At 57.4% G+C, this 22,371-nt stretch carries 16 protein-coding genes, 6 tRNA genes, 1 rRNA gene and 1 riboswitch; of the genes, 3 read left to right on the top strand and 20 right to left on the bottom strand.

Annotated features, from left to right (window positions below; all coding sequences use genetic code 11):
• Positions 1-198: 198 nt before the first annotated feature.
• The 4 genes from AC07ZE_RS22860 to AC07ZE_RS22875 form a co-directional block, all read right to left on the bottom strand.
• A tRNA-Ala gene (locus AC07ZE_RS22860) sits at positions 199-274 on the bottom strand.
• Positions 275-283: 9 nt separating this feature from the next.
• Positions 284-360: transfer RNA gene (locus AC07ZE_RS22865), tRNA-Ile, on the bottom strand.
• A 121-nt stretch (positions 361-481) separates the two neighbouring features.
• A 16S ribosomal RNA gene (locus tag AC07ZE_RS22870) occupies positions 482-2,018 on the bottom strand.
• A 627-nt stretch (positions 2,019-2,645) separates the two neighbouring features.
• A tRNA-Arg gene (locus AC07ZE_RS22875) sits at positions 2,646-2,722 on the bottom strand.
• A gap of 636 nt (positions 2,723-3,358) precedes the next feature.
• Here AC07ZE_RS22875 and AC07ZE_RS22880 point away from each other — a divergent pair.
• Positions 3,359-3,685, top strand: coding sequence for an Arc family DNA-binding protein (locus AC07ZE_RS22880; protein ID WP_003178899.1), 327 nt, complete (start codon positions 3,359-3,361; stop codon positions 3,683-3,685).
• Positions 3,686-3,758: 73 nt separating this feature from the next.
• Here AC07ZE_RS22880 and AC07ZE_RS22885 read toward each other — a convergent pair whose 3' ends face one another.
• A complete protein-coding gene (locus AC07ZE_RS22885) occupies positions 3,759-4,964 on the bottom strand; it encodes an ISL3 family transposase (protein WP_207262873.1) in 1,206 nt (401 codons plus the stop codon).
• A gap of 141 nt (positions 4,965-5,105) precedes the next feature.
• Positions 5,106-6,548 (bottom strand): magnesium transporter, encoded by a 1,443-nt coding sequence (mgtE, locus tag AC07ZE_RS22890; RefSeq protein ID WP_095193282.1) that lies wholly within the window; start codon positions 6,546-6,548, stop codon positions 5,106-5,108.
• A 319-nt stretch (positions 6,549-6,867) separates the two neighbouring features.
• Between mgtE and AC07ZE_RS22895 the strand changes: the two genes are divergently transcribed.
• On the top strand, positions 6,868-7,386 hold the full coding sequence (locus tag AC07ZE_RS22895; protein ID WP_207266734.1) for a cell envelope protein SmpA: 519 nt from the start codon (positions 6,868-6,870) through the stop codon (positions 7,384-7,386).
• A gap of 19 nt (positions 7,387-7,405) precedes the next feature.
• Here the strand turns inward: AC07ZE_RS22895 and AC07ZE_RS22900 are convergent.
• The 7 genes from AC07ZE_RS22900 to ltaE all read right to left on the bottom strand — a co-directional run bounded on the left by AC07ZE_RS22900 (position 7,406) and on the right by ltaE (position 13,375).
• A tRNA-Arg gene (locus AC07ZE_RS22900) sits at positions 7,406-7,482 on the bottom strand.
• Positions 7,483-7,553: 71 nt separating this feature from the next.
• Positions 7,554-7,630, bottom strand: a tRNA-Arg gene (locus AC07ZE_RS22905).
• A gap of 108 nt (positions 7,631-7,738) precedes the next feature.
• A tRNA-Ser gene (locus AC07ZE_RS22910) sits at positions 7,739-7,829 on the bottom strand.
• Positions 7,830-7,891: 62 nt separating this feature from the next.
• The gene (gene csrA, locus AC07ZE_RS22915; RefSeq protein ID WP_002554426.1) at positions 7,892-8,080 is read right to left on the bottom strand and encodes a carbon storage regulator CsrA; all 189 of its coding nucleotides are present in this window, start codon (positions 8,078-8,080) and stop codon (positions 7,892-7,894) included.
• Positions 8,081-8,266: 186 nt separating this feature from the next.
• A complete protein-coding gene (locus AC07ZE_RS22920; RefSeq protein WP_137808005.1) occupies positions 8,267-9,508 on the bottom strand; it encodes an aspartate kinase in 1,242 nt (413 codons plus the stop codon).
• Positions 9,509-9,599: 91 nt separating this feature from the next.
• The gene (gene alaS, locus AC07ZE_RS22925; protein WP_207266735.1) at positions 9,600-12,224 is read right to left on the bottom strand and encodes an alanine--tRNA ligase; all 2,625 of its coding nucleotides are present in this window, start codon (positions 12,222-12,224) and stop codon (positions 9,600-9,602) included.
• Positions 12,225-12,370: 146 nt separating this feature from the next.
• Entirely contained in the window at positions 12,371-13,375 is a 1,005-nt protein-coding gene (gene ltaE, locus AC07ZE_RS22930) for a low-specificity L-threonine aldolase (RefSeq protein WP_207266736.1), read from the bottom strand.
• Positions 13,376-13,571: 196 nt separating this feature from the next.
• Positions 13,572-13,742, top strand: a riboswitch (FMN riboswitch).
• A 115-nt stretch (positions 13,743-13,857) separates the two neighbouring features.
• Here ltaE and AC07ZE_RS22935 point away from each other — a divergent pair.
• On the top strand, positions 13,858-14,367 hold the full coding sequence (locus tag AC07ZE_RS22935) for a 6,7-dimethyl-8-ribityllumazine synthase (RefSeq protein ID WP_207266737.1): 510 nt from the start codon (positions 13,858-13,860) through the stop codon (positions 14,365-14,367).
• A gap of 57 nt (positions 14,368-14,424) precedes the next feature.
• Here the strand turns inward: AC07ZE_RS22935 and astE are convergent, their stop codons facing one another.
• The 7 genes from astE to AC07ZE_RS22970 form a co-directional block, all read right to left on the bottom strand.
• Complete coding sequence (gene astE, locus AC07ZE_RS22940) at positions 14,425-15,435, bottom strand: succinylglutamate desuccinylase (protein WP_207266738.1); 1,011 nt, start codon at positions 15,433-15,435, stop codon at positions 14,425-14,427.
• A 12-nt stretch (positions 15,436-15,447) separates the two neighbouring features.
• Positions 15,448-15,738 (bottom strand): topoisomerase II, encoded by a 291-nt coding sequence (locus AC07ZE_RS22945; RefSeq protein ID WP_175392293.1) that lies wholly within the window; start codon positions 15,736-15,738, stop codon positions 15,448-15,450.
• Between the two features lie 61 nt (positions 15,739-15,799).
• The gene (astB, locus tag AC07ZE_RS22950; protein WP_207266739.1) at positions 15,800-17,146 is read right to left on the bottom strand and encodes an N-succinylarginine dihydrolase; all 1,347 of its coding nucleotides are present in this window, start codon (positions 17,144-17,146) and stop codon (positions 15,800-15,802) included.
• Positions 17,147-17,306: 160 nt separating this feature from the next.
• Positions 17,307-18,776 carry a succinylglutamate-semialdehyde dehydrogenase gene (gene astD, locus AC07ZE_RS22955; protein WP_207267873.1) on the bottom strand — a complete coding sequence of 490 codons (1,470 nt, stop codon included), beginning with the start codon at positions 18,774-18,776 and terminating at the stop codon, positions 17,307-17,309.
• Complete coding sequence (astA, locus tag AC07ZE_RS22960; protein WP_207266740.1) at positions 18,773-19,798, bottom strand: arginine N-succinyltransferase; 1,026 nt, start codon at positions 19,796-19,798, stop codon at positions 18,773-18,775. Before astA ends, astD begins: the two co-directional genes overlap by 4 nt.
• Positions 19,799-19,871: 73 nt before the next feature.
• On the bottom strand, positions 19,872-20,891 hold the full coding sequence (gene aruF, locus AC07ZE_RS22965) for an arginine/ornithine succinyltransferase subunit alpha (protein ID WP_207266741.1): 1,020 nt from the start codon (positions 20,889-20,891) through the stop codon (positions 19,872-19,874).
• A 227-nt stretch (positions 20,892-21,118) separates the two neighbouring features.
• A complete protein-coding gene (locus AC07ZE_RS22970; protein ID WP_207266742.1) occupies positions 21,119-22,339 on the bottom strand; it encodes an aspartate aminotransferase family protein in 1,221 nt (406 codons plus the stop codon).
• Positions 22,340-22,371 lie beyond the last annotated feature (32 nt).

Genomic DNA, 22,371 nt, shown 5'->3' on the forward strand with positions numbered 1-22,371 from the left:
AAGACGACATTCGCCGAAAATTCGCGATTAAACTCACAAATTTTACCTTAGCCTGATCCGTTACCAGTGAAAGTAACGTTCAGTCTATCTTTCTATCACATACCCAAATTTTTAAAGAACGATCTAATCAAAAGACTAGAAATCAATATTCACACCGGAATACTCATTTCTAAACTCTCAAACTTTCGAAGCAGTTTATGGTGGAGCCAAGCGGGATCGAACCGCTGACCTCCTGCGTGCAAGGCAGGCGCTCTCCCAGCTGAGCTATGGCCCCATACAAAATTGGTGGGTCTGGGCAGATTCGAACTGCCGACCTCACCCTTATCAGGGGTGCGCTCTAACCAACTGAGCTACAGACCCAATTTCGAGCTTGTAACTGTTAGCGTGAGCTATCAGCTTGGAGCTTAAAGCTGCTTCTATCGTCTTCTTCAATGAATCAAGCAATTCGTGTGGGAGCTCATGGTGCAGCTGAGTCGTCGATTAAGGAGGTGATCCAGCCGCAGGTTCCCCTACGGCTACCTTGTTACGACTTCACCCCAGTCATGAATCACACCGTGGTAACCGTCCCCCCGAAGGTTAGACTAGCTACTTCTGGTGCAACCCACTCCCATGGTGTGACGGGCGGTGTGTACAAGGCCCGGGAACGTATTCACCGCGACATTCTGATTCGCGATTACTAGCGATTCCGACTTCACGCAGTCGAGTTGCAGACTGCGATCCGGACTACGATCGGTTTTATGGGATTAGCTCCACCTCGCGGCTTGGCAACCCTCTGTACCGACCATTGTAGCACGTGTGTAGCCCAGGCCGTAAGGGCCATGATGACTTGACGTCATCCCCACCTTCCTCCGGTTTGTCACCGGCAGTCTCCTTAGAGTGCCCACCATTACGTGCTGGTAACTAAGGACAAGGGTTGCGCTCGTTACGGGACTTAACCCAACATCTCACGACACGAGCTGACGACAGCCATGCAGCACCTGTCTCAATGTTCCCGAAGGCACCAATCCATCTCTGGAAAGTTCATTGGATGTCAAGGCCTGGTAAGGTTCTTCGCGTTGCTTCGAATTAAACCACATGCTCCACCGCTTGTGCGGGCCCCCGTCAATTCATTTGAGTTTTAACCTTGCGGCCGTACTCCCCAGGCGGTCAACTTAATGCGTTAGCTGCGCCACTAAGAGCTCAAGGCTCCCAACGGCTAGTTGACATCGTTTACGGCGTGGACTACCAGGGTATCTAATCCTGTTTGCTCCCCACGCTTTCGCACCTCAGTGTCAGTATCAGTCCAGGTGGTCGCCTTCGCCACTGGTGTTCCTTCCTATATCTACGCATTTCACCGCTACACAGGAAATTCCACCACCCTCTACCATACTCTAGCTTGTCAGTTTTGAATGCAGTTCCCAGGTTGAGCCCGGGGCTTTCACATCCAACTTAACAAACCACCTACGCGCGCTTTACGCCCAGTAATTCCGATTAACGCTTGCACCCTCTGTATTACCGCGGCTGCTGGCACAGAGTTAGCCGGTGCTTATTCTGTCGGTAACGTCAAAATTGCAGAGTATTAATCTACAACCCTTCCTCCCAACTTAAAGTGCTTTACAATCCGAAGACCTTCTTCACACACGCGGCATGGCTGGATCAGGCTTTCGCCCATTGTCCAATATTCCCCACTGCTGCCTCCCGTAGGAGTCTGGACCGTGTCTCAGTTCCAGTGTGACTGATCATCCTCTCAGACCAGTTACGGATCGTCGCCTTGGTGAGCCATTACCTCACCAACTAGCTAATCCGACCTAGGCTCATCTGATAGCGCAAGGCCCGAAGGTCCCCTGCTTTCTCCCGTAGGACGTATGCGGTATTAGCGTTCCTTTCGAAACGTTGTCCCCCACTACCAGGCAGATTCCTAGGCATTACTCACCCGTCCGCCGCTGAATCAGAGAGCAAGCTCCCTTCATCCGCTCGACTTGCATGTGTTAGGCCTGCCGCCAGCGTTCAATCTGAGCCATGATCAAACTCTTCAGTTCAAACATCTTTGGGTTTTGAGAAAACCCTAAACTTGGCTCAGCAATCGTTGGTTACATCTTTGATTTCTCGCGGAGTAACTTGTGATGCTGATAATCTGTTGACTAGCAGTCTGATACCACAAGCACCCACACGAATTGCTTGATTCAGTTGTTAAAGAGCGGTTGGTTAAGAGCTTTCGTCTCAACCGAGGCGCGCATTCTACAGCAGCCTCATTTGCTGTCAAGCGGTTATTTCAGAAGTTTTCAAGGTTTTCCTTAACAACTTCAACCACTTGCGCTTTCGATCTCTCGTCAGCGGGAGGCGAATTCTACAGCGTTACTCGCTGCTGTCAACACCTCTTTTTCAACTTCCTTTCAGCTTCGATGACCTGAAGCAACCTGCTGCCGAAAACTGCGTAACTCATTGTTTACCAAGGAGTTTTCCGTTTCGACTGCGCCGGAAGTGGGGCGAATTATAGACACCTCAGATCTGCCGTCAAGCACTGATTTGGTTTTTCTATTATTAACGCGCAAAAAGTGGGAAGCCTCACCTCCTTCTATATAGAAGAAGTCAGCCCCCGCCAGAAAGCACATCGGAGTAGCCACTGCTAACGACGGATGAAAAAAAGACTGGAGGGTTATCAAAGGTGGTGTCCCAGGGCAGGTTCGAACTGCCAACCTTCCCCTTAGGAGGGGGATGCTCTATCCAATTGAGCTACTGAGACACAAATTGCCCGCGAGAATACGCAGAGCGATAGACGGCGTGCATGTTAACGGGCAATCCCACCTTTGTCATGTCATCCGTGGGCTTTTTAAGTGTAGGAGGAAGCTCCAGATGGCGGCGGAGTTTTACCGAGCAAAACCAATAGGCGACTCAGGATATCTTCCTCACGCCGACAGAAACACTGGACGGACGCCATTCGACAACTCCCCCCTACCAACCAGGTCCGGCAGCCCCCATGACAAAATCCTCTGCCATCCATCCTAAATAGCCCTCGCCGCCTATCCACCTCTAGTAAATCGGCCATTTGCCACTATCCTGTAAAGGGTAAGGAACAGTGATCGATTCGTATGACACCCCGTCAGAGATCTTGACGTCGACTGTCAGGCAGAGGACGCAACCGGCGATACGGACCTGGACAGCTTTCCAAACCAGTCCGCATTTCTGATAATTGGTGCTGGCATAACGCCTTTACCCAGTTCAATATTTGTCACAGAATTGACGCCAATGATCTGGCAAGTTTGAGGCATGATGCGCGCCTCTATCAATTCAGGTTGAACATTTGGCCATAGCGCTTGTCGTATCAGACATCCTGCGGCCAATCCCGAGAACCGCTCCCCTGAACTAACCGGTTAAATATATGCGCCCATTGAAACAGGCAATTTATTCCAGCCGTACGGCTGACAAGTTCGTCGTACGTCTGCCAGACGGAATGCGTGAACGCATTGCCGAGGTGGCTCGCAATCATCACCGCAGCATGAACTCCGAAATCATCGCACGCCTTGAACAGAGCCTTATTCAGGAAGGTGCGCTGGGCGAAGAACTAAGCATGCGCCTGGACAGCCCAGAGCTTTCATTGCACGAACGTGAGTTGCTGCAACGCTTCCGCCAACTCTCCCACCGTCAGCAAAACGCACTTGTCTCACTCATTGCCCATGATGCCGAGATGGCCGCTGACGCCTCCTGACTCACACCGCAAGCTCAAGCCAGCCTGATCGCTGGCTTTTTTTTGCCTGAAATTCGGGCAAAAAAAAGGTTCTTCACGGATTACCGGGAAAGACGCTCTTGATCTTCATAAAGAAAAACTCGCTATCCCGGTAACCGTACGCCATCCGCTTGATGACCTTTATTCGATTGTTTATTCCTTCCAACTGACCGGTGTGCATCGGCCAACGAACCCGACTTACGATGCCCCGCCAGTAACCCTTTAGTCGTTTGGCAAATTGGATCAGGGCCGGAATTGCGCTTTCATGAGCATGGCGCAGCCATTGCTTCCAGGCCGATCTCCAAGCCCAGGCGGTACTCGGTGCCCAGAGTGTTTTGAGTTCAGCCTTCATCAAATAGACCGTCATCAGTGATTGGTTGGCTGCCAATAAATCCTGCAGGTGAACCTCTTGTTCAGGTGTTTTCAGATTCTGCGGATTGCGCAGCAACAGCCATCGCGCTTGTTTGATGACCTTGCGAGACGGCTTGTCGTGACGTAGCCGGTTGGCTTCGTCGACGCGGACCCGGTCAATGACCTCTCGGCCGTATTTGGCCACTACGTGAAACAGGTCGTAGACCACTCGCGCTTTCGGGCAGTGCTGACGAACTTCCAGGTCAAAAGCGGTGTTCATGTCCATCGCCACCGCTTCGATTTTGGCGCAACCTTCTGGCCCAAGTTCTTCGAAGAACGGTCTGATCGCCGCCCGGCTGCGGCCTTCGCCGATCCACAGAACCCGTCGTGTGTCGGCATCCAGAACAACGCTGGCGTAGCGATGCCCTTTGAACAGCGCGAACTCATCCATCACCAAACGTCGTGGTTGCGCCTTCGGCAGTTCGCTCAATACCGCCTGTAGGGCGCGACGTTCCAGCAATCTAACCGTGTCCCAATGCAGGCCAAACATTTGGGCCACGTGCAGAGTGGGAAGACGCTCGCAAGCCTGAATAACCGCATCGGCCAAGCGGCGCGTCATGCGCGCATAGCGATCCAGCCAACTGACGGCCTCCATGCGTTTGCCACAATCGCGGCAGCCAACTCGCCTGAGCAAAACGTTGAGGCGTACCGCACGGCCAAGAATGGGCAAATCACGAACGACTCGCTCGCAATACTCATGAGTGGTTGAACAGGTTTTTTGGCAGCCGCCACAGGAAGGGAATCGGGTGGCGTGGGGTGCTAGATCAATCTGGAGGGCGTCACCATCAGGCTTGATGTTGACGACAGAAAAGCCCTCCCAAAAAGGAAGGAAAGTATTAATATCGCGCATAAGAACGCCGGTTTGTTAGATGTGTTTGCTCGCACGAACATCATCAATCAAATCGGCGTTCTTGTTTCTGTGTTTCCCGGGATTCCGTGAAGAACCAAAAAAAAGCCCGCTTGGTAGCGCGGGCTTTACAGCAATAAAAACTCAGAGCAGGAAGATCGTGGCCAGCCCGAGGAAAATGAAGAACCCACCACTATCCGTCATGGCCGTAATCATTACGCTGGCCCCCATTGCCGGGTCGCGTCCAAGCCGCGCGAGCGTCATCGGAATCAAAACGCCCATCAACGCAGCGAGCAACAAGTTGAGCGTCATGGCAGCAGTCATCACCACCCCCAAAGACCAGCTGCCATATAGCAGGTAAGCAACAACCCCGATCACACCACCCCAGATCACACCATTGATCAGTGCTACCGCCAACTCCTTACGCATGAGTCGTGAAGTATTACCGGTGCTCACCTGGTCCAGCGCCATGGCTCGAACGATCATGGTGATGGTCTGGTTACCGGAATTGCCACCGATGCCCGCAACGATCGGCATCAGCGCGGCAAGCGCCACGAGCTTTTCGATGGAACCTTCAAACAGGCCAATCACCCGAGATGCGACGAATGCAGTGATCAAGTTCACCGCCAGCCAGGCCCAACGGTTGCGCAATGATTTCCAGACCGATGCAAAAATATCTTCTTCTTCGCGCAGACCCGCCATGTTGAGAACTTCGTTTTCGCTCTCTTCACGAATCAGGTCGACCATCTCATCGATAGTCAAACGACCAATCAGCTTGCCGTTTTTATCGACCACAGGCGCGGAAATCAGGTCGTAACGCTCGAACGCCTGGGCAGCATCGTAGGCTTCTTCGTCCGGATGAAAACTCACCGGATCACTGGCCATGACTTCAGAAACCTGCTTTTCGGGATCGTTGACCAATAAACGCTTGATCGGGAGGACGCCCTTGAGGACGCCGTCATAGTCGACCACGAACAGCTTGTCCGTATGACCTGGCAGCTCCTTGAGACGCCGCAGGTAACGCAGAACCACTTCGAGACTGACATCCTCGCGGATGGTCACCATCTCGAAGTCCATCAATGCACCAACCTGCTCCTCGTCATAAGACAACGCAGACCGTACGCGCTCGCGCTGCTGGGCATCGAGGGTTTCCATCAGCTCGTGGACGACATCTCGCGGCAGCTCGGAAGCCAGGTCAGCGAGTTCGTCGGCATCCATGTCCTTGGCAGCAGCCAGGAGCTCATGATCATCCATGTCGGCGATCAGGGTTTCACGGACCGAGTCGGATACTTCGAGAAGGATGTCTCCGTCGCGATCAGCCTTGACCAATTGCCAGAGTGTCAGACGATCGTCCAACGGCAAGGCTTCAAGAATATAGGCGACGTCGGCGGAGTGCAGGTCATCGAGCTTGCGCTGCAACTCGACGAGATTCTGCCGATGAACCAGGTTTTCGACCCGATCGTGATGCGGGCCTTCCTGGCGGTGAGTCAGGTCTTCAACCACTCGCTGACGCTGCAACAGCTCAACAACCTGAGCGAGGCGGTCCTGCAAGCTTTCCTGTGTTTTCTTTACTTCAACTTCAGACATAGGCGAACTCCACTCCCAGCAGTGGAACACGCCGGAAGGATCAATCAGTCAATTCATGATTGGAAAAACGTTTTACTGAGTAACTACTGGGTAAGTCCATGGAGGTATTCCACAAGCCCCGGCGGGGCTGACGGGCGCAATGATACACCGCCTGACGGTTTTAAATGTTAAAAAATCGCGGCTGAAACAAGCGCTTGCAAGACAAACCTGAGCGCCATCCTGATCCTTGAAACTGCGACGACTTATCCTGAAAAGAAAACACACCGCAGCAGAAAAATGTGTCGACTACGCTTGAGAACAACGTCATGGAGGACGCCCGATGCCAGCGAGCACACACTGTTATTTACTCATCACCCTGCTCTGCCCGCCCATAGCGCTTGCCACGACCATTCACCGATGCGAGGCGGACAATGGGCACATTACCTTTACCACGCTGAGCTGCACGACAGGCGAAAGCTTTTCGCTCCAGGATGTCCGCACACTCGCACCCGCTGGCGCAGTAACGGCTCTAATACCTGAAGCCGAGCGTGGCGATACACCCGGCACGAAAATCCAGAGAAGAGCCCCAACTGTCGTAGGCAAGGCAGAGGACAAATGCGGAAATCTGATCAGCGCGAAAGAGCGGCGCGAGGCAATCATCAATCAACGAATTATCGCAGGCATGACTCAGCAAGACGTCGAAAGCGCTCTCGGCAAGCCAGACAAGATCAGCATTCGGAACTCGAGCACACGCTATCGCTACGAAACCAAACGAGGTCGTGGCGCGAACATTGAATTCGATGAGAAGGGATGCACGAAAGGAAAAGCTAAATCCCAGACGGCAAAAAGCCCGCATTAAATGCGGGCTTTCTGTTGTATGGTGCACTCGACAGGATTCGAACCTGTGACCGCTCGGTTCGTAGCCGAGTACTCTATCCAGCTGAGCTACGAGTGCATTTGTGTTTTTAAACCAGACCACAACTGGTTGAAACAGAGTAGCTCACATTACTGCAAACAACTCTTAAATGGTGCACTCGACAGGATTCGAACCTGTGACCGCTCGGTTCGTAGCCGAGTACTCTATCCAGCTGAGCTACGAGTGCATTTGTTGCCGCGCATTATAGGCCGTTCAATCTGTTTGTAAAGCGCTTTTTTCTAGTAATTTCAACAACTTACCGAAGAAGCCAGATTACAACGTACTACGCAAATAATGGCGGAGAACGGGGGATTCGAACCCCCGACACCCTTGTGAGGTGTACTCCCTTAGCAGGGGAGCGCCTTCGGCCACTCGGCCAGCTCTCCGCAACACGGGGCGTATATTAACCAGCTTCTTCCCCGTTTGCAAACATAAAAAACGATAAAAATTAATGGCTTGGTTCTTCGTCCTTCTCTTTCTTGATGCGCAGGTAAATTTCCTCACGGTGGACAGCCACCTCTTTAGGCGCGTTCACACCAATACGCACCTGATTTCCTTTGACGCCGAGCACGGTCACGGTGATTTCGCCATCACCAATAATCAGGCTTTCTGCGCACCGACGAGTCAGAATCAACATACCTTTCTCCTCACGCCTTACATTTCAGGGACAACAGTCTGCAAAAAAAAGGCACTCGACCGACAACCAGAGCGGTCGCGGCCTACATGCCTGAGTATTGACTAGCGCGAGCAAAAGAACAGCCTCGGGGTCACGCCATTCAAAAAAACAAAGGGCGCGGTCAGACCGCGCCCTTTGGTGAACGCATCACTCGCCCTGGCGGGCTGGTGCGTCCAGATCGAAAGCCGTGTGCAGGGCGCGCACAGCCAGTTCCAGATACTTCTCTTCGATGACTACGGAAACCTTGATTTCCGACGTCGAGATCATCTGGATGTTGATGCTTTCCTTGGCCAGGGATTCGAACATGCGGCTGGCTACGCCAGCGTGAGAGCGCATGCCAACGCCGACGATCGACACCTTGGCGATCTTGGTGTCGCCAACGACTTCACGGGCACCGATCTCACGAGCGGTGTTTTCCAGCACACCTTGTGCCGCCTGATAGTCATTGCGGTGCACCGTGAAGGTGAAGTCGGTGGTGTTATCGTGCGCGACGTTCTGCACGATCATGTCGACTTCGATGTTCGCGGCGCTGATAGGGCCGAGAATCTTGAACGCAACGCCCGGGGTGTCTGGCACGCCACGGATGGTCAGCTTGGCTTCATCGCGATTGAAAGCGATGCCGGAAATGATCGGCTGTTCCATGGTTTCCTCTTCATCAATAGTAATGAGGGTGCCCGGACCCTCCTTGAAGCTGTGCAATACGCGCAGCGGAACGTTGTATTTGCCGGCGAATTCCACCGCACGGATCTGCAACACCTTGGAACCGAGGCTGGCCATTTCCAGCATCTCTTCGAAGGTGATCTTGTCCAGGCGCTGAGCCACGGACACCACGCGCGGGTCGGTGGTGTAGACACCGTCGACGTCGGTGTAGATCTGGCACTCGTCAGCCTTCAAGGCTGCCGCCAGCGCCACGCCGGTGGTGTCGGAACCGCCACGACCGAGCGTGGTGATGTTGCCGTGTTCGTCGACGCCCTGGAAACCGGCGACAACCACCACGCGACCGGCCTTCAGGTCGCCGCGAATCTTCTGGTCATCAATCTGCAAGATACGCGCTTTATTGTGCGCGCTATCCGTCAGAATCCGTACCTGATTGCCGGTGTAGGACACTGCTGGCACACCACGCTTCATCAGCGCCATGGCCAACAGGGCAATCGTCACCTGCTCCCCGGTGGACACGATCACATCCAGTTCGCGAGGAACCGGTTGGCCGTCGCCACTGATTTGCTTGGCCAGATCGATCAGACGGTTGGTTTCGCCGCTCATTGCAGACAGCACAACCACCAGGTCATCGCCGGCATCGCGGAATTTCTTAACCTTGTCGGCGACCTGCTCGATTCTCTCGACAGTGCCGACCGAGGTGCCTCCAAATTTCTGTACGATCAAAGCCATTTCAAAGCCGCCTCTGCCCATGAAGGGCGCCCAAATAATCACTCAAACAGCGTACCGGCCCGCCACTAGACTGCGGGCCGGACACCCTGCCTTATAAACCCTGCTCTACAAATGGAACGGTCAGCGCCAGTGCTGCATCCAGTGCGCCGGCGTCGGTACCGCCGCCCTGCGCCATGTCTGGACGACCACCACCCTTCCCGCCCACTGCCGCAGCGGCTTGCTTCATCAAATCACCGGCTTTGAGTTGGCCAGTCAGGTCTTTGGTTACGCCTGCAACCAGAACGACCTTTTCCTCATGGACACTGCCGAGCAGGATCACTGCGCGACCGAGTTTGTTTTTCAGCTGATCGACCAGCCCCAGCAGCGCCTTGCCGTCCTGGCCGTCCAGACGCACGGCCAACACTTTCACGCCCTTGACGTCCTGCGCTTGCGCCGACAGATCGTCGCCGGCCGCGCTGGCCGCCTTGGCTTGCAACTGCTCGAGTTGTTTCTCCAGCAGACGGTTGCGCTCCAGCACAGCCGACAGCTTGTCGATCAGGTTGTCGCGGCTGCCCTTGACCAGGTTGGCCGCTTCCTTGAGTTGTTCTTCAGCCGCATTCAAGTAGGCCAGTGCCGCAGCACCGGTGACTGCCTCGATACGACGCACACCAGAGGCCACACCGCCTTCGCTGATGATTTTCAGCAGGCCGATGTCGCCGGTACGGTTGGCGTGGATACCACCGCACAGCTCAACGGAGAAATCCCCGCCCATGCTCAGCACGCGCACGCTGTCGCCGTACTTCTCGCCGAACAGCGCCATGGCGCCTTTCTGTTTGGCGGTTTCGATATCGGTTTCTTCGGTTTCAACAGCGGAGTTCTTGCGAATCTCAGCGTTGACGATCTCTTCCAGGGCCTTCAGCTGCTCAGGCTTGACAGCTTCAAAGTGGCTGAAGTCGAAGCGCAGGCGCTGACTGTCAACCAGCGAGCCTTTCTGCTGAACGTGATCGCCCAGCACCTGACGCAACGCGGCGTGCAGCAAGTGAGTGGCCGAGTGGTTCAGCGAAGTAGCGTGACGCACCTCTGCTTCGACATGGGTATCCACTGGCGCGCCAACGATCAGACTGCCCGAAGCCTGTACGCCATGGTGCAGGAACGCGCCCCCAGTCTTGGTGGTGTCGCGCACATCGAAACGCGAAGCACCGGCCTGCAGATAACCACAGTCGCCAACCTGTCCGCCGGATTCGGCATAGAACGGAGTCTGGTTCAACACCACGACGCCCTCTTCGCCTTCACTTAATACGTCGACCGACTGCCCGTCTTTATAGAGAGCAACGACTTTCGCCGAACCTTTGGTCGCGTGGTAACCGGTGAATTCGGTGTCGACGTCGACCTTGACCAGGCTGTTGTAGTCCATGCCGAAGGAACTGGCCGAACGTGCACGGACGCGCTGGGCTTCCATTTCGCGCTCAAAACCTGCTTCGTCGATGGTCAGGCTGCGCTCACGGGCGATGTCGCCGGTCAGGTCCATCGGGAAACCGTAGGTGTCGTAGAGCTTGAACACGACATCACCCGGCACCACGTCACCTTTGAGCTCGGCCAGATCCTGCTCGAGGATTTTCAGGCCCTGTTCCAGGGTCTTGGCGAATTGCTCTTCCTCGGCTTTCAGTACGCGTTCGATGTGTGCCTGCTGGGATTTCAGCTCAGGGAAGGCTTCGCCCATCTCGGCGACCAATGCCGCGACGATCTGGTAGAAGAAGCTGCCCTTGGCACCCAGCTTGTTGCCATGACGGCAAGCACGACGAATGATCCGGCGCAGCACGTAGCCACGGCCTTCATTGGACGGCAGTACGCCGTCGGCAATCAGGAAACCGCAGGAACGAATGTGGTCCGCCACGACTTTCAGGGAAGCCTGGGCGTCATTGGTGCAACCGATGGCCTTGGCCGATGCGTTCAGCAGGCTCTGGAACAGGTCGATTTCATAGTTCGAGTGAACGTGCTGCAGCACGGCACTGATCCGCTCCAGGCCCATGCCGGTATCCACCGACGGTGCTGGCAGCGGGTGCAGTACGCCATCGGCGGTGCGGTTGAACTGCATGAACACGTTGTTCCAGATTTCGATGTAACGGTCGCCGTCTTCTTCCGGCGAACCTGGTGGGCCACCCCAGATGTCGGCGCCGTGATCGTAGAAAATCTCGGTGCAAGGACCGCACGGCCCGGTATCGCCCATGGTCCAGAAGTTGTCGGAAGCGTATGGCGCCCCCTTGTTGTCGCCGATGCGAACCATGCGCTCGGCCGGAACGCCGATTTCCTTGGTCCAGATGTCATACGCCTCGTCATCGCTGGCGTAGACGGTGACCCAGAGCTTTTCCTTCGGCAGGTTCAGCCACTTCTCGGAGGTCAGGAAGTTCCAGGCGTAGGTGATTGCATCACGCTTGAAGTAGTCACCGAAGCTGAAGTTACCCAGCATTTCGAAGAAGGTGTGGTGACGGGCGGTATAACCGACGTTTTCCAGGTCGTTGTGCTTGCCGCCGGCGCGCACGCATTTCTGGCTGCTGACGGCGCGGGTGTACGCGCGCTTTTCCTGGCCCAGGAAGCAGTCCTTGAACTGGTTCATCCCCGCGTTGGTGAACAGCAGGGTTGGGTCGTTGCCCGGAATCAAAGAGCTGGAGGCTACACGGGTGTGGCCTTGCTCTTCGAAGAAGCGAAGGAAGGCTTCACGGATTTCTGCGCTTTTCATTAGGTTCTTCCACGGAGGCTGCGGCCAAAGGCCTGTTCGAAACGTCAACAGACGAAACGACGGCAAAGGGCCGCATTATATCGGCCCTGCGCGCGGGGTACAGCGTGTTTATACGATAGAAACGGTCAATTGGACTGCTAACGCTATCACTTACGGGAAAAGTCGACGAATGTCGCGACGACCTGCTCGATTTGCCCAGCGCTGACGTCCATGTGAGTGACCATCCGCAAGCGTGCGGCGGCGCTGAGCTTGACCCCGCGTTCGGCGGCAAACGCCTTGATCGCCTCGGCCCGGTCGCCCATGTTCACGTAAACCATGTTGGTCTGAACCGGCTCGACCTCATAACCCGCCGCGCGCAGGCCTTCGGCCAGCAATCGGGCGTTGGCGTGGTCGTCGGCCAGGCGCTGAACGTTGTTATCCAAGGCATACAAGCCCGCCGCCGCCAGAATCCCGGCCTGGCGCATGCCGCCGCCAACCATCTTGCGCAAACGCCGCGCCTTGGCAATCAACTGCACCGAACCGCACAACACCGAACCGACCGGTGCGCCCAGGCCTTTGGACAGGCAGACCGAGACGGAATCGAAATGCTGGGCGATTTCCCGGGCATCGACACCCAGCTTGACCGCCGCGTTATACAGCCGCGCACCGTCCAGATGCAGTTGCAACCCGTTTTCACGGGTAAAACCGCGGGCCCGGGCCAGGTACTCCAAGGGCAGGACCTTGCCCTGCATGGTGTTTTCCAGCGCCAGCAGTCGGGTGCGGGCGAAGTGGAAGTCGTCCGGCTTGATCGCGGCGGCAACCTGCGCCAGGTCCAGTGAACCATTGGCCTGCATTTCCAGTGGCTGCGGCTGAATCGAGCCCAGCACTGCCGCACCACCCCCTTCGTACTTATAGGTGTGGGCTTGTTGACCGACGATGTACTCATCACCGCGCTCGCAATGCGCCATCAATCCCAGCAGATTGCTCATGGTGCCCGTCGGGACAAACAGTGCCGCGGCGAAATCCAGGCGTTTTGCCAACTCGGTTTCCAGACGATTGACTGTCGGATCTTCGCCATAAACGTCGTCCCCGGTAGCCGCTGAGGCCATCGCGTCGAGCATGCCGGCGGTAGGCTGGGTGACTGTGTCGCTGCGAAGATCGATAACGCTCATGAATCTGGCCTCGGTTAGCAGGGGAAAATCCCTTTCAGGTAGGAATTACTGCGGTCATGCCGACGAATAATCAACCCTTGAAGTGCAAAAGGCTTATTCATTCGACGAAAAACTCGATAGCAATCATCAGATAGCAGCAATGCATAGGTGAGAAATATGTGTTAAAAACGCTGCGCCGCCCAACAATCTGGCGGCAAAACGTTCTCAGGGCGGGGTGCAACTCCCCACCGGCGGTAATTGCGCGCAATGCGCATAGCCCGCGAGCGCTTGGTGACGGCACGGCTTCGGCGGTGACTGGCGGCAAGGTCAGCAGACCCGGTGTGATCCCGGGGCCGACGGTCATAGTCCGGATGAAGAGAGAACGGGATTGGCGCCGCCTAGGCTCGATACCTAAGCGCCGTCCGCAGACACTCGTGCCTGCGTACCCTTAAATCCCATTCGATTCATAACGCCCTGTTTTTCACACAAACAGGAGTCAGAACATGCAACCCACCGCAATCGACAGCAAAAGCAAACACCATCAGGGCGAGCGCGTCGCGTTCATCCAGGCCTGCTGGCACAAGGAAATCGTTGACCAGAGCCGTAAAGGCTTCGTCGCGGAAATGATTGCCCAGGGTTATCAGGAATCCGACATCGACTTCTTCGAAGTCGGCGGGGCTTTTGAAATGCCCTTGCATGCCAAGTTGCTGGCCAAGACCGGCCGTTATGCCGGCATTGTCGCGGCAGCTCTGGTGGTGGACGGCGGGATTTACCGTCACGAATTCGTCGCCCAGTCGGTGGTCAGCGGCCTGATGCAGGTTCAACTGGAAACCGAAGTGCCGGTGTTCTCGGTGTCCCTGACCCCACACCACTTCCATGCTGGCGAAGAGCATCAGAAGTTCTTCTTTGAGCATTTTGTGCATAAAGGCCAGGAAGCGGCGAGGACCTGTGCGGATACGTTGAGCAAAGTGCGTGCGTTGCGCCGCACTGAGCCGCGTGCGGTAGCCGTCTAAACACCAAAAAAATGTGGAAGCGGGCTTGCTCGCTCCCACATTGGTTATGTATTGATATCAGGTCAGGTTCTCGTCGGTGGTCGGCACGATCAGGATGCCGGCGCGCAGGCCGTTCTTCACCTTGGGGTTCGGAAAGATGATCCGGGCGCCCTGTTCCTCGATGATCCAGCGGGTATTGGCGATGTCCTCAGCCAGCAAAAAACCCACGTCCAATTCGGAAAAGTTTTCGATATCCGCCGGCAGGTTCAAGCGGAAGCTGTCGCTGTGCTTGATGATTTCCCGCGCCACGCTGAACAGCTGTAACCCATCAAGCGCTTGTTCAGTCGACTCCGGTTCGGTGCCTTCGATGATCTGTTTGAGGCGGGTTTCCAGCCGGGACACGTTGACACCGTCGTTCTGCCCGAATGGTCGTGCCTTGCCCAACTCGAGGGTGAAAGACTCGGCGCCGAGCTTGTCGTAGGTGTAGGAACTGAAGACGATGGACGGCTTGTTCTGCAGCAACACCGCTTCCATGCCGGCGGCACGCAGACGAGCCAGCTCCTGGCGCGAATGCTGACGGTCCTCTTTCCATGGGTACAGTGCGAACTGCTCGATTTTCGAGCCGCGGATCGCGGTGTGCAGGTCGTAGTGCAGGCGCTGGCGATCCGGCAGGCTGAAGAAACTGGCAGCCAGCCGCTCCAGCTCACAGGCGCGCAAGGCTTCGGAGCCACTGCTTTGTTCGTGACGGCCATTGAACAGCCGATTGACGTCCTGCTCGACGAAACGCTCGCCCTTGCGAATCGCTTCGGGGTTGCCGAACAGAAACAGAATGCGTGCGCGCGGCTTCAGATCGCCGCGAGCGATGTCATGCAACAGTCGATCAAGCAATTCGATCGGTGCCGTTTCGTTGCCATGGATCCCCGCTGACAGCAGCAGATCCAGGCCATTGTCGCGCGCTTCGGGCGGTCGGACTTCCAGCGCGCCCTCGCTCAACCAGCGCATGCGCACGCCTTCGACAGTCAGTTGAGTCTTCTCCGCCGGTTCGCGGCCGGCGAGGGTCAGTTCAAGCAGTTTGCCGAGGGCGAGCATAGAGCGGATTCCTTAGTGGTCGTGGTTGCAATCCGGGCCGTGAACGTGATCCTCGTCGTCGCCGAGGTCAGCCGGTTCCATCTCCAGTTGCAGACTTACCAGATTAGTCGCCAATGGGCGCAACAGCAGGTTGGCGTATTCGGCGTCACCTTCTTCGACGTCCACGCCGATCAGCAATTGGCCGCGGCCGTCTTGCTGGATCCACAGCTCTTTGCCTTGCCACATGACCGCGACGCGGGTGCAGGAAGTTTCCAGTTGCGTGCCGTCGGTGTCTTCAAGGATCAGCTGCAGTTTGTCGCTCATGTAATTACGCTCTCATTGGAGATGAAGCGACGCGCTGTCGTGCCCGAAAGCGCGCCGTCGATCAATTGATCTGGAATGGATAAACCGCGCCCAGTTTAAGGATTTGCGTCAGTTCATCCAGTGCCGTCCGGCACTCAAGCAGCAATTGCGGGTCCGCAAGATCGTTTTCGGTCATGCGGTCGCGATAGTGCTTGTTAACCCATTCGGTCAACGTGCCGTACAACGGTGCCGTCATGATAACGCCTTGATTGACCGCCGCCAGTTCGGTTTCGTTGAGTGCGACGCGCAACCTCAGGCAAGCCGGGCCACCACCGTTCTGCATGCTTTGCTTGAGATCGAAAACTTTCACTTCCCGGATCAGGCCGCCGGAGCTGGTCAAACCCTGCAGATACTGCCAGACACGTTCGTTGCCATGGCATTCTTCAGGGACGATCAACAGCATGGAGCCGTCAGGACGCGACAGCAGTTGGCTATTGAACAGGTAGGACCGAACCGCGTCTTCCACGGTTACCGCAGAGCGCGGTACGCAGATTGACTGAAATTTCCCACCGACCTTGGCGAGTTTGCTCTGCAGTTCAGCGAGCATCTGTTCGGTCTCGAGGAACGCGTCCTCGTGGTAGAACAACACCTCACCGTTACCCACGGCGATCACGTCGTTGTGGAACACACCCTGATCGATCACCGATGGACTCTGCTGGGCATAGACCACACCGTCATCCTTCAAGCCGTGCAGACGCGCTACGGCCTGGGACGCTTCCAGAGTCTGGCGGGCCGGATACTTCTGCGGAGCCGGGTAGCGGTTGTCGAAGGCACTGCGACCGAACACGAAGAACTCGACACCGGCTTCGCCGTATTCGCGGCAGAAGCGGGTGTGGTTGGCCGCGCCTTCGTCACCGAACTGGGCCACGGCCGGCAGGGCCGCGTGGTGCGCGAAGTGCTTCTGGTCAGCGAACATTGCCCCCAGCACGCGGCTGGTGGTCGGGTGTTCGATGCTGCGGTGGTATTTGCAATTGAGGTTAGCGGCGGTGAAGTGCACGCGGCCATCCGCAGTGTCGGCACTCGGGCTGACGGTGGCGGCGTTGGCAACCCACATGCTCGACGCCGAGCAACTGGCGACCAGCAGCGGCATCGCGTCTTTTGCCGCGCGTTCGATCACTTCAGCGTCGGTGCCGCCAAAGCCCAGGCGACGCAGTGCTGCCACGTCCGGTCGCTCCTGTGGCGCCAGCACACCTTGCTGAAAGCCCATGTCCATCAACGCTTTCATCTTCGCCAGGCCTTGCAGCGCGGCTTCCTTCGGATTCGAAGACTGTTGGCTGTTGCTCTGGGACGCGACGTTGCCGTAGGACAGGCCGCCGTAGTTATGGGTCGGCCCCACTAGACCGTCAAAATTGACTTCATAGGATTTCATCAGCGAGGCTCCACGAGAATCTGTTGTTATGGCTTCAGTAACGAGATTTGAGACCAAGGCGCGGCCATCGTCAGCAGGCTGACTCCCACAGTGATAGCGTGGTACACAAAATGTGTGAACACCACTGAACCTGTCGGAGCCAGCCTGCTGGCGATGGGCATCACGCCATCTTCACGCCAGGTGTAAGCGCTGCTGGCAACACCAGGCTCGGGGTTTCCAGCGAGGCCACCGGGTAGGCGCAGTAATCCGCCGCGTAGTAAGCACTGGCGCGATGGTTGCCCGAAGCGCCGACACCGCCGAAAGGCGCGCTGCTCGCAGCACCGGTCAGTTGCTTGTTCCAGTTGACGATACCGGCGCGGCTTTCCAGCCAGAATTGCTGATAACGCGCCTCGGAATCCGACAGCAGCCCCGCTGCCAGACCGTACGCGGTGTCGTTGGCTTCAGCGATCGCCGCTTCAAAATCAGCGTAGCGGATCACTTGCAGCAACGGGCCGAACAGCTCTTCGTCAGGGCGCTCGGTCACGGCGGTCACATCGAGAATGCCTGGGGTCAACAATGCGGCCTGAGCCTGAGGCTGGGTCATTTCCAGCAAGGGCAGAGCACCGTTGGCCAACAAATGCTCCTGGGCTTCCATCAATGCCTTGGCCGCGCCAAGGGAAATCACCGAGCCCATGAACGGCGCCGGTTGCTGATCGAAAGCACCGACCGAAAGGGTCGAGCTGACCGCCACCAATCGCGCCAGCAACGCATCGCCCCAAGCGCCTTGCGGCACCAGTAAGCGGCGTGCGCAAGTGCAACGTTGGCCGGCGGAAATGAACGCCGACTGAATAATGGTGTAAACAGCAGCGTCCACATCGGCGACCTGATCGACCACCAGCGGGTTATTCCCGCCCATCTCCAGCGCGAGGATCTTGTCCGGGCGACCGGCGAATTGATGATGCAGGTGATTACCGGTGCGGCTGGAGCCGGTGAAGAACAGACCGTCGATGCCCGGGTTCGCCGCCAAAGCGATACCGGTTTCGCGGGCGCCTTGCAGCAGGTTCAGCACACCGGCCGGCAGACCGGCCTCGATCCAGCATTTGACCGTCAGCTCGGCGACTTTCGGCGTCAGCTCGCTAGGCTTGAACAACACGCTGTTACCGGCCAGCAACGCCGGCACGATATGCCCGTTGGGCAAGTGGCCAGGGAAATTGTATGGACCAAATACCGCTACCACACCGTGTGGTTTGTGACGCAAGACGGCGGTGGCGTCGCCCAGCGGGCCGCTCTTCTCGCCCGTGCGCTCGCGGTAGCTCTGTACCGAGATTGCAATCTTGTTGACCATGCTGGTGACTTCGGTCGCCGATTCCCACAGGGGCTTGCCGGTTTCCTCACCGATGGTGCGGGCCAATTCGTCAGCGTGATTTTTCAGGGCGCCAGCAAAGGCTTCCAGCACCGAGATACGCTCCTCCAGGGGCCGGCGAGCCCAGCCCGGGAACGCCTGACGCGCCGCTTGCACCGCTGATTCAACCTGAGCGGCCGTGGCGCCTTGACCGGACCACAGCACTTGCTGGGTCACGGGGTTCAGAGACTCAAAGGCTTCGCCCTGACCGGCCAGCCATTCACCTGCAATATATAGCGACTTCATTATTTCGACTCCCGGGCTGCAGACAACGGAACGGCGCGCACCTGATCGCCGGCGTTGAGTTGAAGACGTTTGGCGGTGAGCGGGTCGACCACCAGCGTGCCGGCGGCGAGGCGTGCGGGTGCGGCAGTGATGCGGCACTCTTCGCGCTTGCGGTTGTGGATAATGAATGGCGTGGCGTCGTCGCCCGGCGTGCCGATGGCCAGCACCAGCGCCTGGCTGTCGCGCACGGCGCGGATCTTGCCGGTCTCGCACTCGATCGCAGGACCGGCGTCGAAAATGTCGACGTAACCTTGGTAGCTGAAGCCTTCGCTCTTGAGCATCGACAGCGCAGGCTCGGTATCAGGGTGCACCTGACCGATCACATTGCGCGCATCTGGCGACAGGAAGCAGGTGTACAGCGGGAATTTTGGCATCAGTTCGGCGATGAACGCCTTGTTGCCCACGCCGGTCAGGTAATCGGCCTGGCTGAATTCCATCTTGAAGAAGTGGCGGCCCAGGCTTTCCCAGAACGGCGAACGCCCGGCGTCATCGGACACACCGCGCATCTCGGCGATGATCTTGTTGCCGAACAGTTGCGGGAACTCGGCGATGAACAGCATTCGCGCCTTGGACAGCATGCGGCCGTTGAGGCCACTGCGGAAATCGGCGTGCAGGAACAGCGAGCACAGCTCGGAGTTGCCGGTCAAGTCGTTGGCCAGGAACAGCGTCGGGATTTCGCGGTAGATGCTCAGCTCTTGCGAAGCGCTGACGGTCAGGCCGACGCGGAAGTTGTACCAGGGCTCACGCAGGCCGACGGCGCCAGCGATGGCGGAAATGCCGACCACGCGACCATTGTCGTCTTCCAGCACGAACAGGTAGTCCGCATCGCCCCGCCCGGCTTCGCCGCGAAAGGTCTTCTCGGCCCAGCCGACCCGATGGGCCAGACGCTCTTCGTTGGCCGGCAAAGTGGTCAGGCCGGTGCCGGTGCTGCGGGCCAGGTCGATCAGAGCGGGTAAATCGCTGCTGCGTACGGGACGAACGATCATGCTATCTCCTCAAACGGGCCGCTTGCGCCACCCGTGAAACTCGCTGCTTTTCAGGCATTTTTTGACGCAGGCGTTAAACCGCCACCAGGCGCACGCTCGCACCTTCACCGACGCCCAGGGCTTCGGCCGCTTCCAGATCCAGGGTCACGGGTTTGCCTGGCGCGTAATCAAGCTCGAGCAAGACCGCGCGGTAATCCTGCAACTGGCCGTTGGACACCAGGTACTGGCGACCGACACCTTTGACCGGCTCGCCGATTTTCACCGGCACCACACGGCTCTGGGCAATCGAGCGGATCCCCGAGACACGGGCGTGCAGCGTCGGGCCGCCGTCGAAAATATCGATGTAGTGATCAGTCTCGAAGCCTTCACGCATCAGAATGTCGAAGGTGATTTGCGCACGTGGATGCACCTGCCCCATCGCTTCTTGCGCGGAGTCCGGCAGCAACGGCACGTAGATCGGGTAATGCGGCATCAGTTCGGCCAGGAACGTTCGGCTCTTCAGGCCGCACAGGCGCTCGGCTTCAGCGTAGTTGAGGTCGAAAAAGTTGCGGCCAATGGCATCCCAGAACGGCGAGTCGCCATTTTCATCGCTATAGCCGACGATCTCGGTCACCACGGAATCGGCAAAGCGCTCCGGATGGCTGGCCACGAACAGCAGGCGTCCACGGGAATTGAGCTCGGCCCAAGGCGAGCCCACCAGCTCGCGCTGCACGTAGAAACTGGTCAGCAGGCTGTTGCCGGTCAGGTCATGGCACTGGGAGAGCACGTGAATCTTGTTATGAATCTTCAGCTCGCGAGAAGCGTGAACGAAGGTTTCATTACGGAAGCTGTAGAACGGCTCGGAATAACCGGCGGAGGCAACGATTGCCGAACAGCCCACCAGCTTGCCGGTGTCGGTGTCTTCGAGGACGAAGAAATAGCTCTCTTCGCCGTTGAAGCTCACTTCGGCGGCAAACGAGGCTTCGCTCGCAGCGATCTTGTCGCTCAGGCGTTCAACGTCATCCGGCAAGGAAGTGACACCAATCGGACTGTCCGCAGCCAGACGCTGTACCTCGCCCAGATCAGCCATTTGCGCGGGGCGCATCACCAGCATGGTGTCACTCCTTAATCTCAGAACTTACAGAAGAAAAATCCCGGGCCATCCCTGAAACAACTCAGAGTCAACTGTGGGAGCTAACCTGCTGGCGATATCGTCCTGTCAGGCAACAATGATGTTGGCTATCAGGCCCTCATCGCCAGCAGGCTGGCTCCCACACTTTTGATTCAGCCCGAAACAAAAATTTGGTTCGACGCCTGAACGATCAGGCGTCGAAGGGTCTATCAGGCTTGCGTCAGTTTTGCCGCGGCACGTTCGAAGCGGTCCAGACCAGCGTCGATATCGGCGTCTTCCACCACCAGGCTCGGGGCGAAACGCACCACGTCCGGGCCAGCTTGCAGCACCATCAGGCCTTCCTTTTCAGCGGCGTTGAAGATGTCCTTGGCCTTGCCTTTCCAGGCGTCGCTCAACACGCATCCGATCAACAGGCCCAGGCCACGCACCTTGGTGAACAGGCCGTACTTCTCGCCGATCTGCTCCAGGCGCGCCTTGAACTTGTCGTGCTTGGCGTTGACGCCGGCCAGCACTTCAGGGGTATTGATCACGTCGATCACCGCTTCGGCGACCGCGCATGCCAGCGGGTTACCGCCGTAGGTGGTGCCGTGGGTGCCGACGACCAGGTGCTTGGCCAGGTCTTCGGTGGTCAGCATCGCCGCGATCGGGAAACCGCCGCCCAGGCTCTTGGCGCTGGTCAGGATGTCCGGGGTCACGCCGTAATGCTGGTACGCAAACAGTTTGCCGGTACGGCCCATGCCGGTTTGCACTTCGTCGAAAATCAGCAGCGCGTTGTGCGCGGTGCAGAGTTCGCGGGCGCCTTGCAGGTATTCGAGCTCAGCCGGGATCACGCCGCTTTCACCCTGGACTGGCTCCAGCACCACGGCACAAGTCTTGTCGGAAATGGCAGCTTTCAACGCGGCCAGATCGTTGTACGGCACGTGGCTGATACCGGTGATTTTCGGACCGAACCCGTCGGAATACTTCGACTGACCACCGACGTTCACGGTGAACAGGGTGCGCCCGTGGAAGCTGTTGAGGGCCGCGATGATTTCGTACTTCTCAGTGCCGAAACGATCATGAGCAACACGACGGGCCAGCTTGAAGGCGGCCTCGTTGGCTTCAGCGCCGGAGTTGCAGAAGAAGGCACGGTCGGCAAAGGTGGCATCGATCAGCTTATGGGCCAGGCGCAACGCCGGCTCATTGGTGAACACGTTGGACACGTGCCACAGCTTGTTGGCCTGCTCGGTCAAGGCACCGACCAGCGCCGGGTGCGCATGGCCCAATACGTTTACGGCAATCCCGCCGGCGAAGTCGATCAGCTCGCGACCGGACTGGTCCCAGACGCGGGAACCGGCGCCACGCACAGGAATGAAGGCGGCAGGCGCGTAGTTGGGAACCATAACCTGGTCGAAATCGGCGCGTTGTACCGCAGCGTGCTCAACGGACATCGGAGTCTCCTGAAGAGAAAACACTCACCTGA

The sequence above is a fragment of the Pseudomonas sp. GW101-3H06 genome, assembly GCF_059424605.1.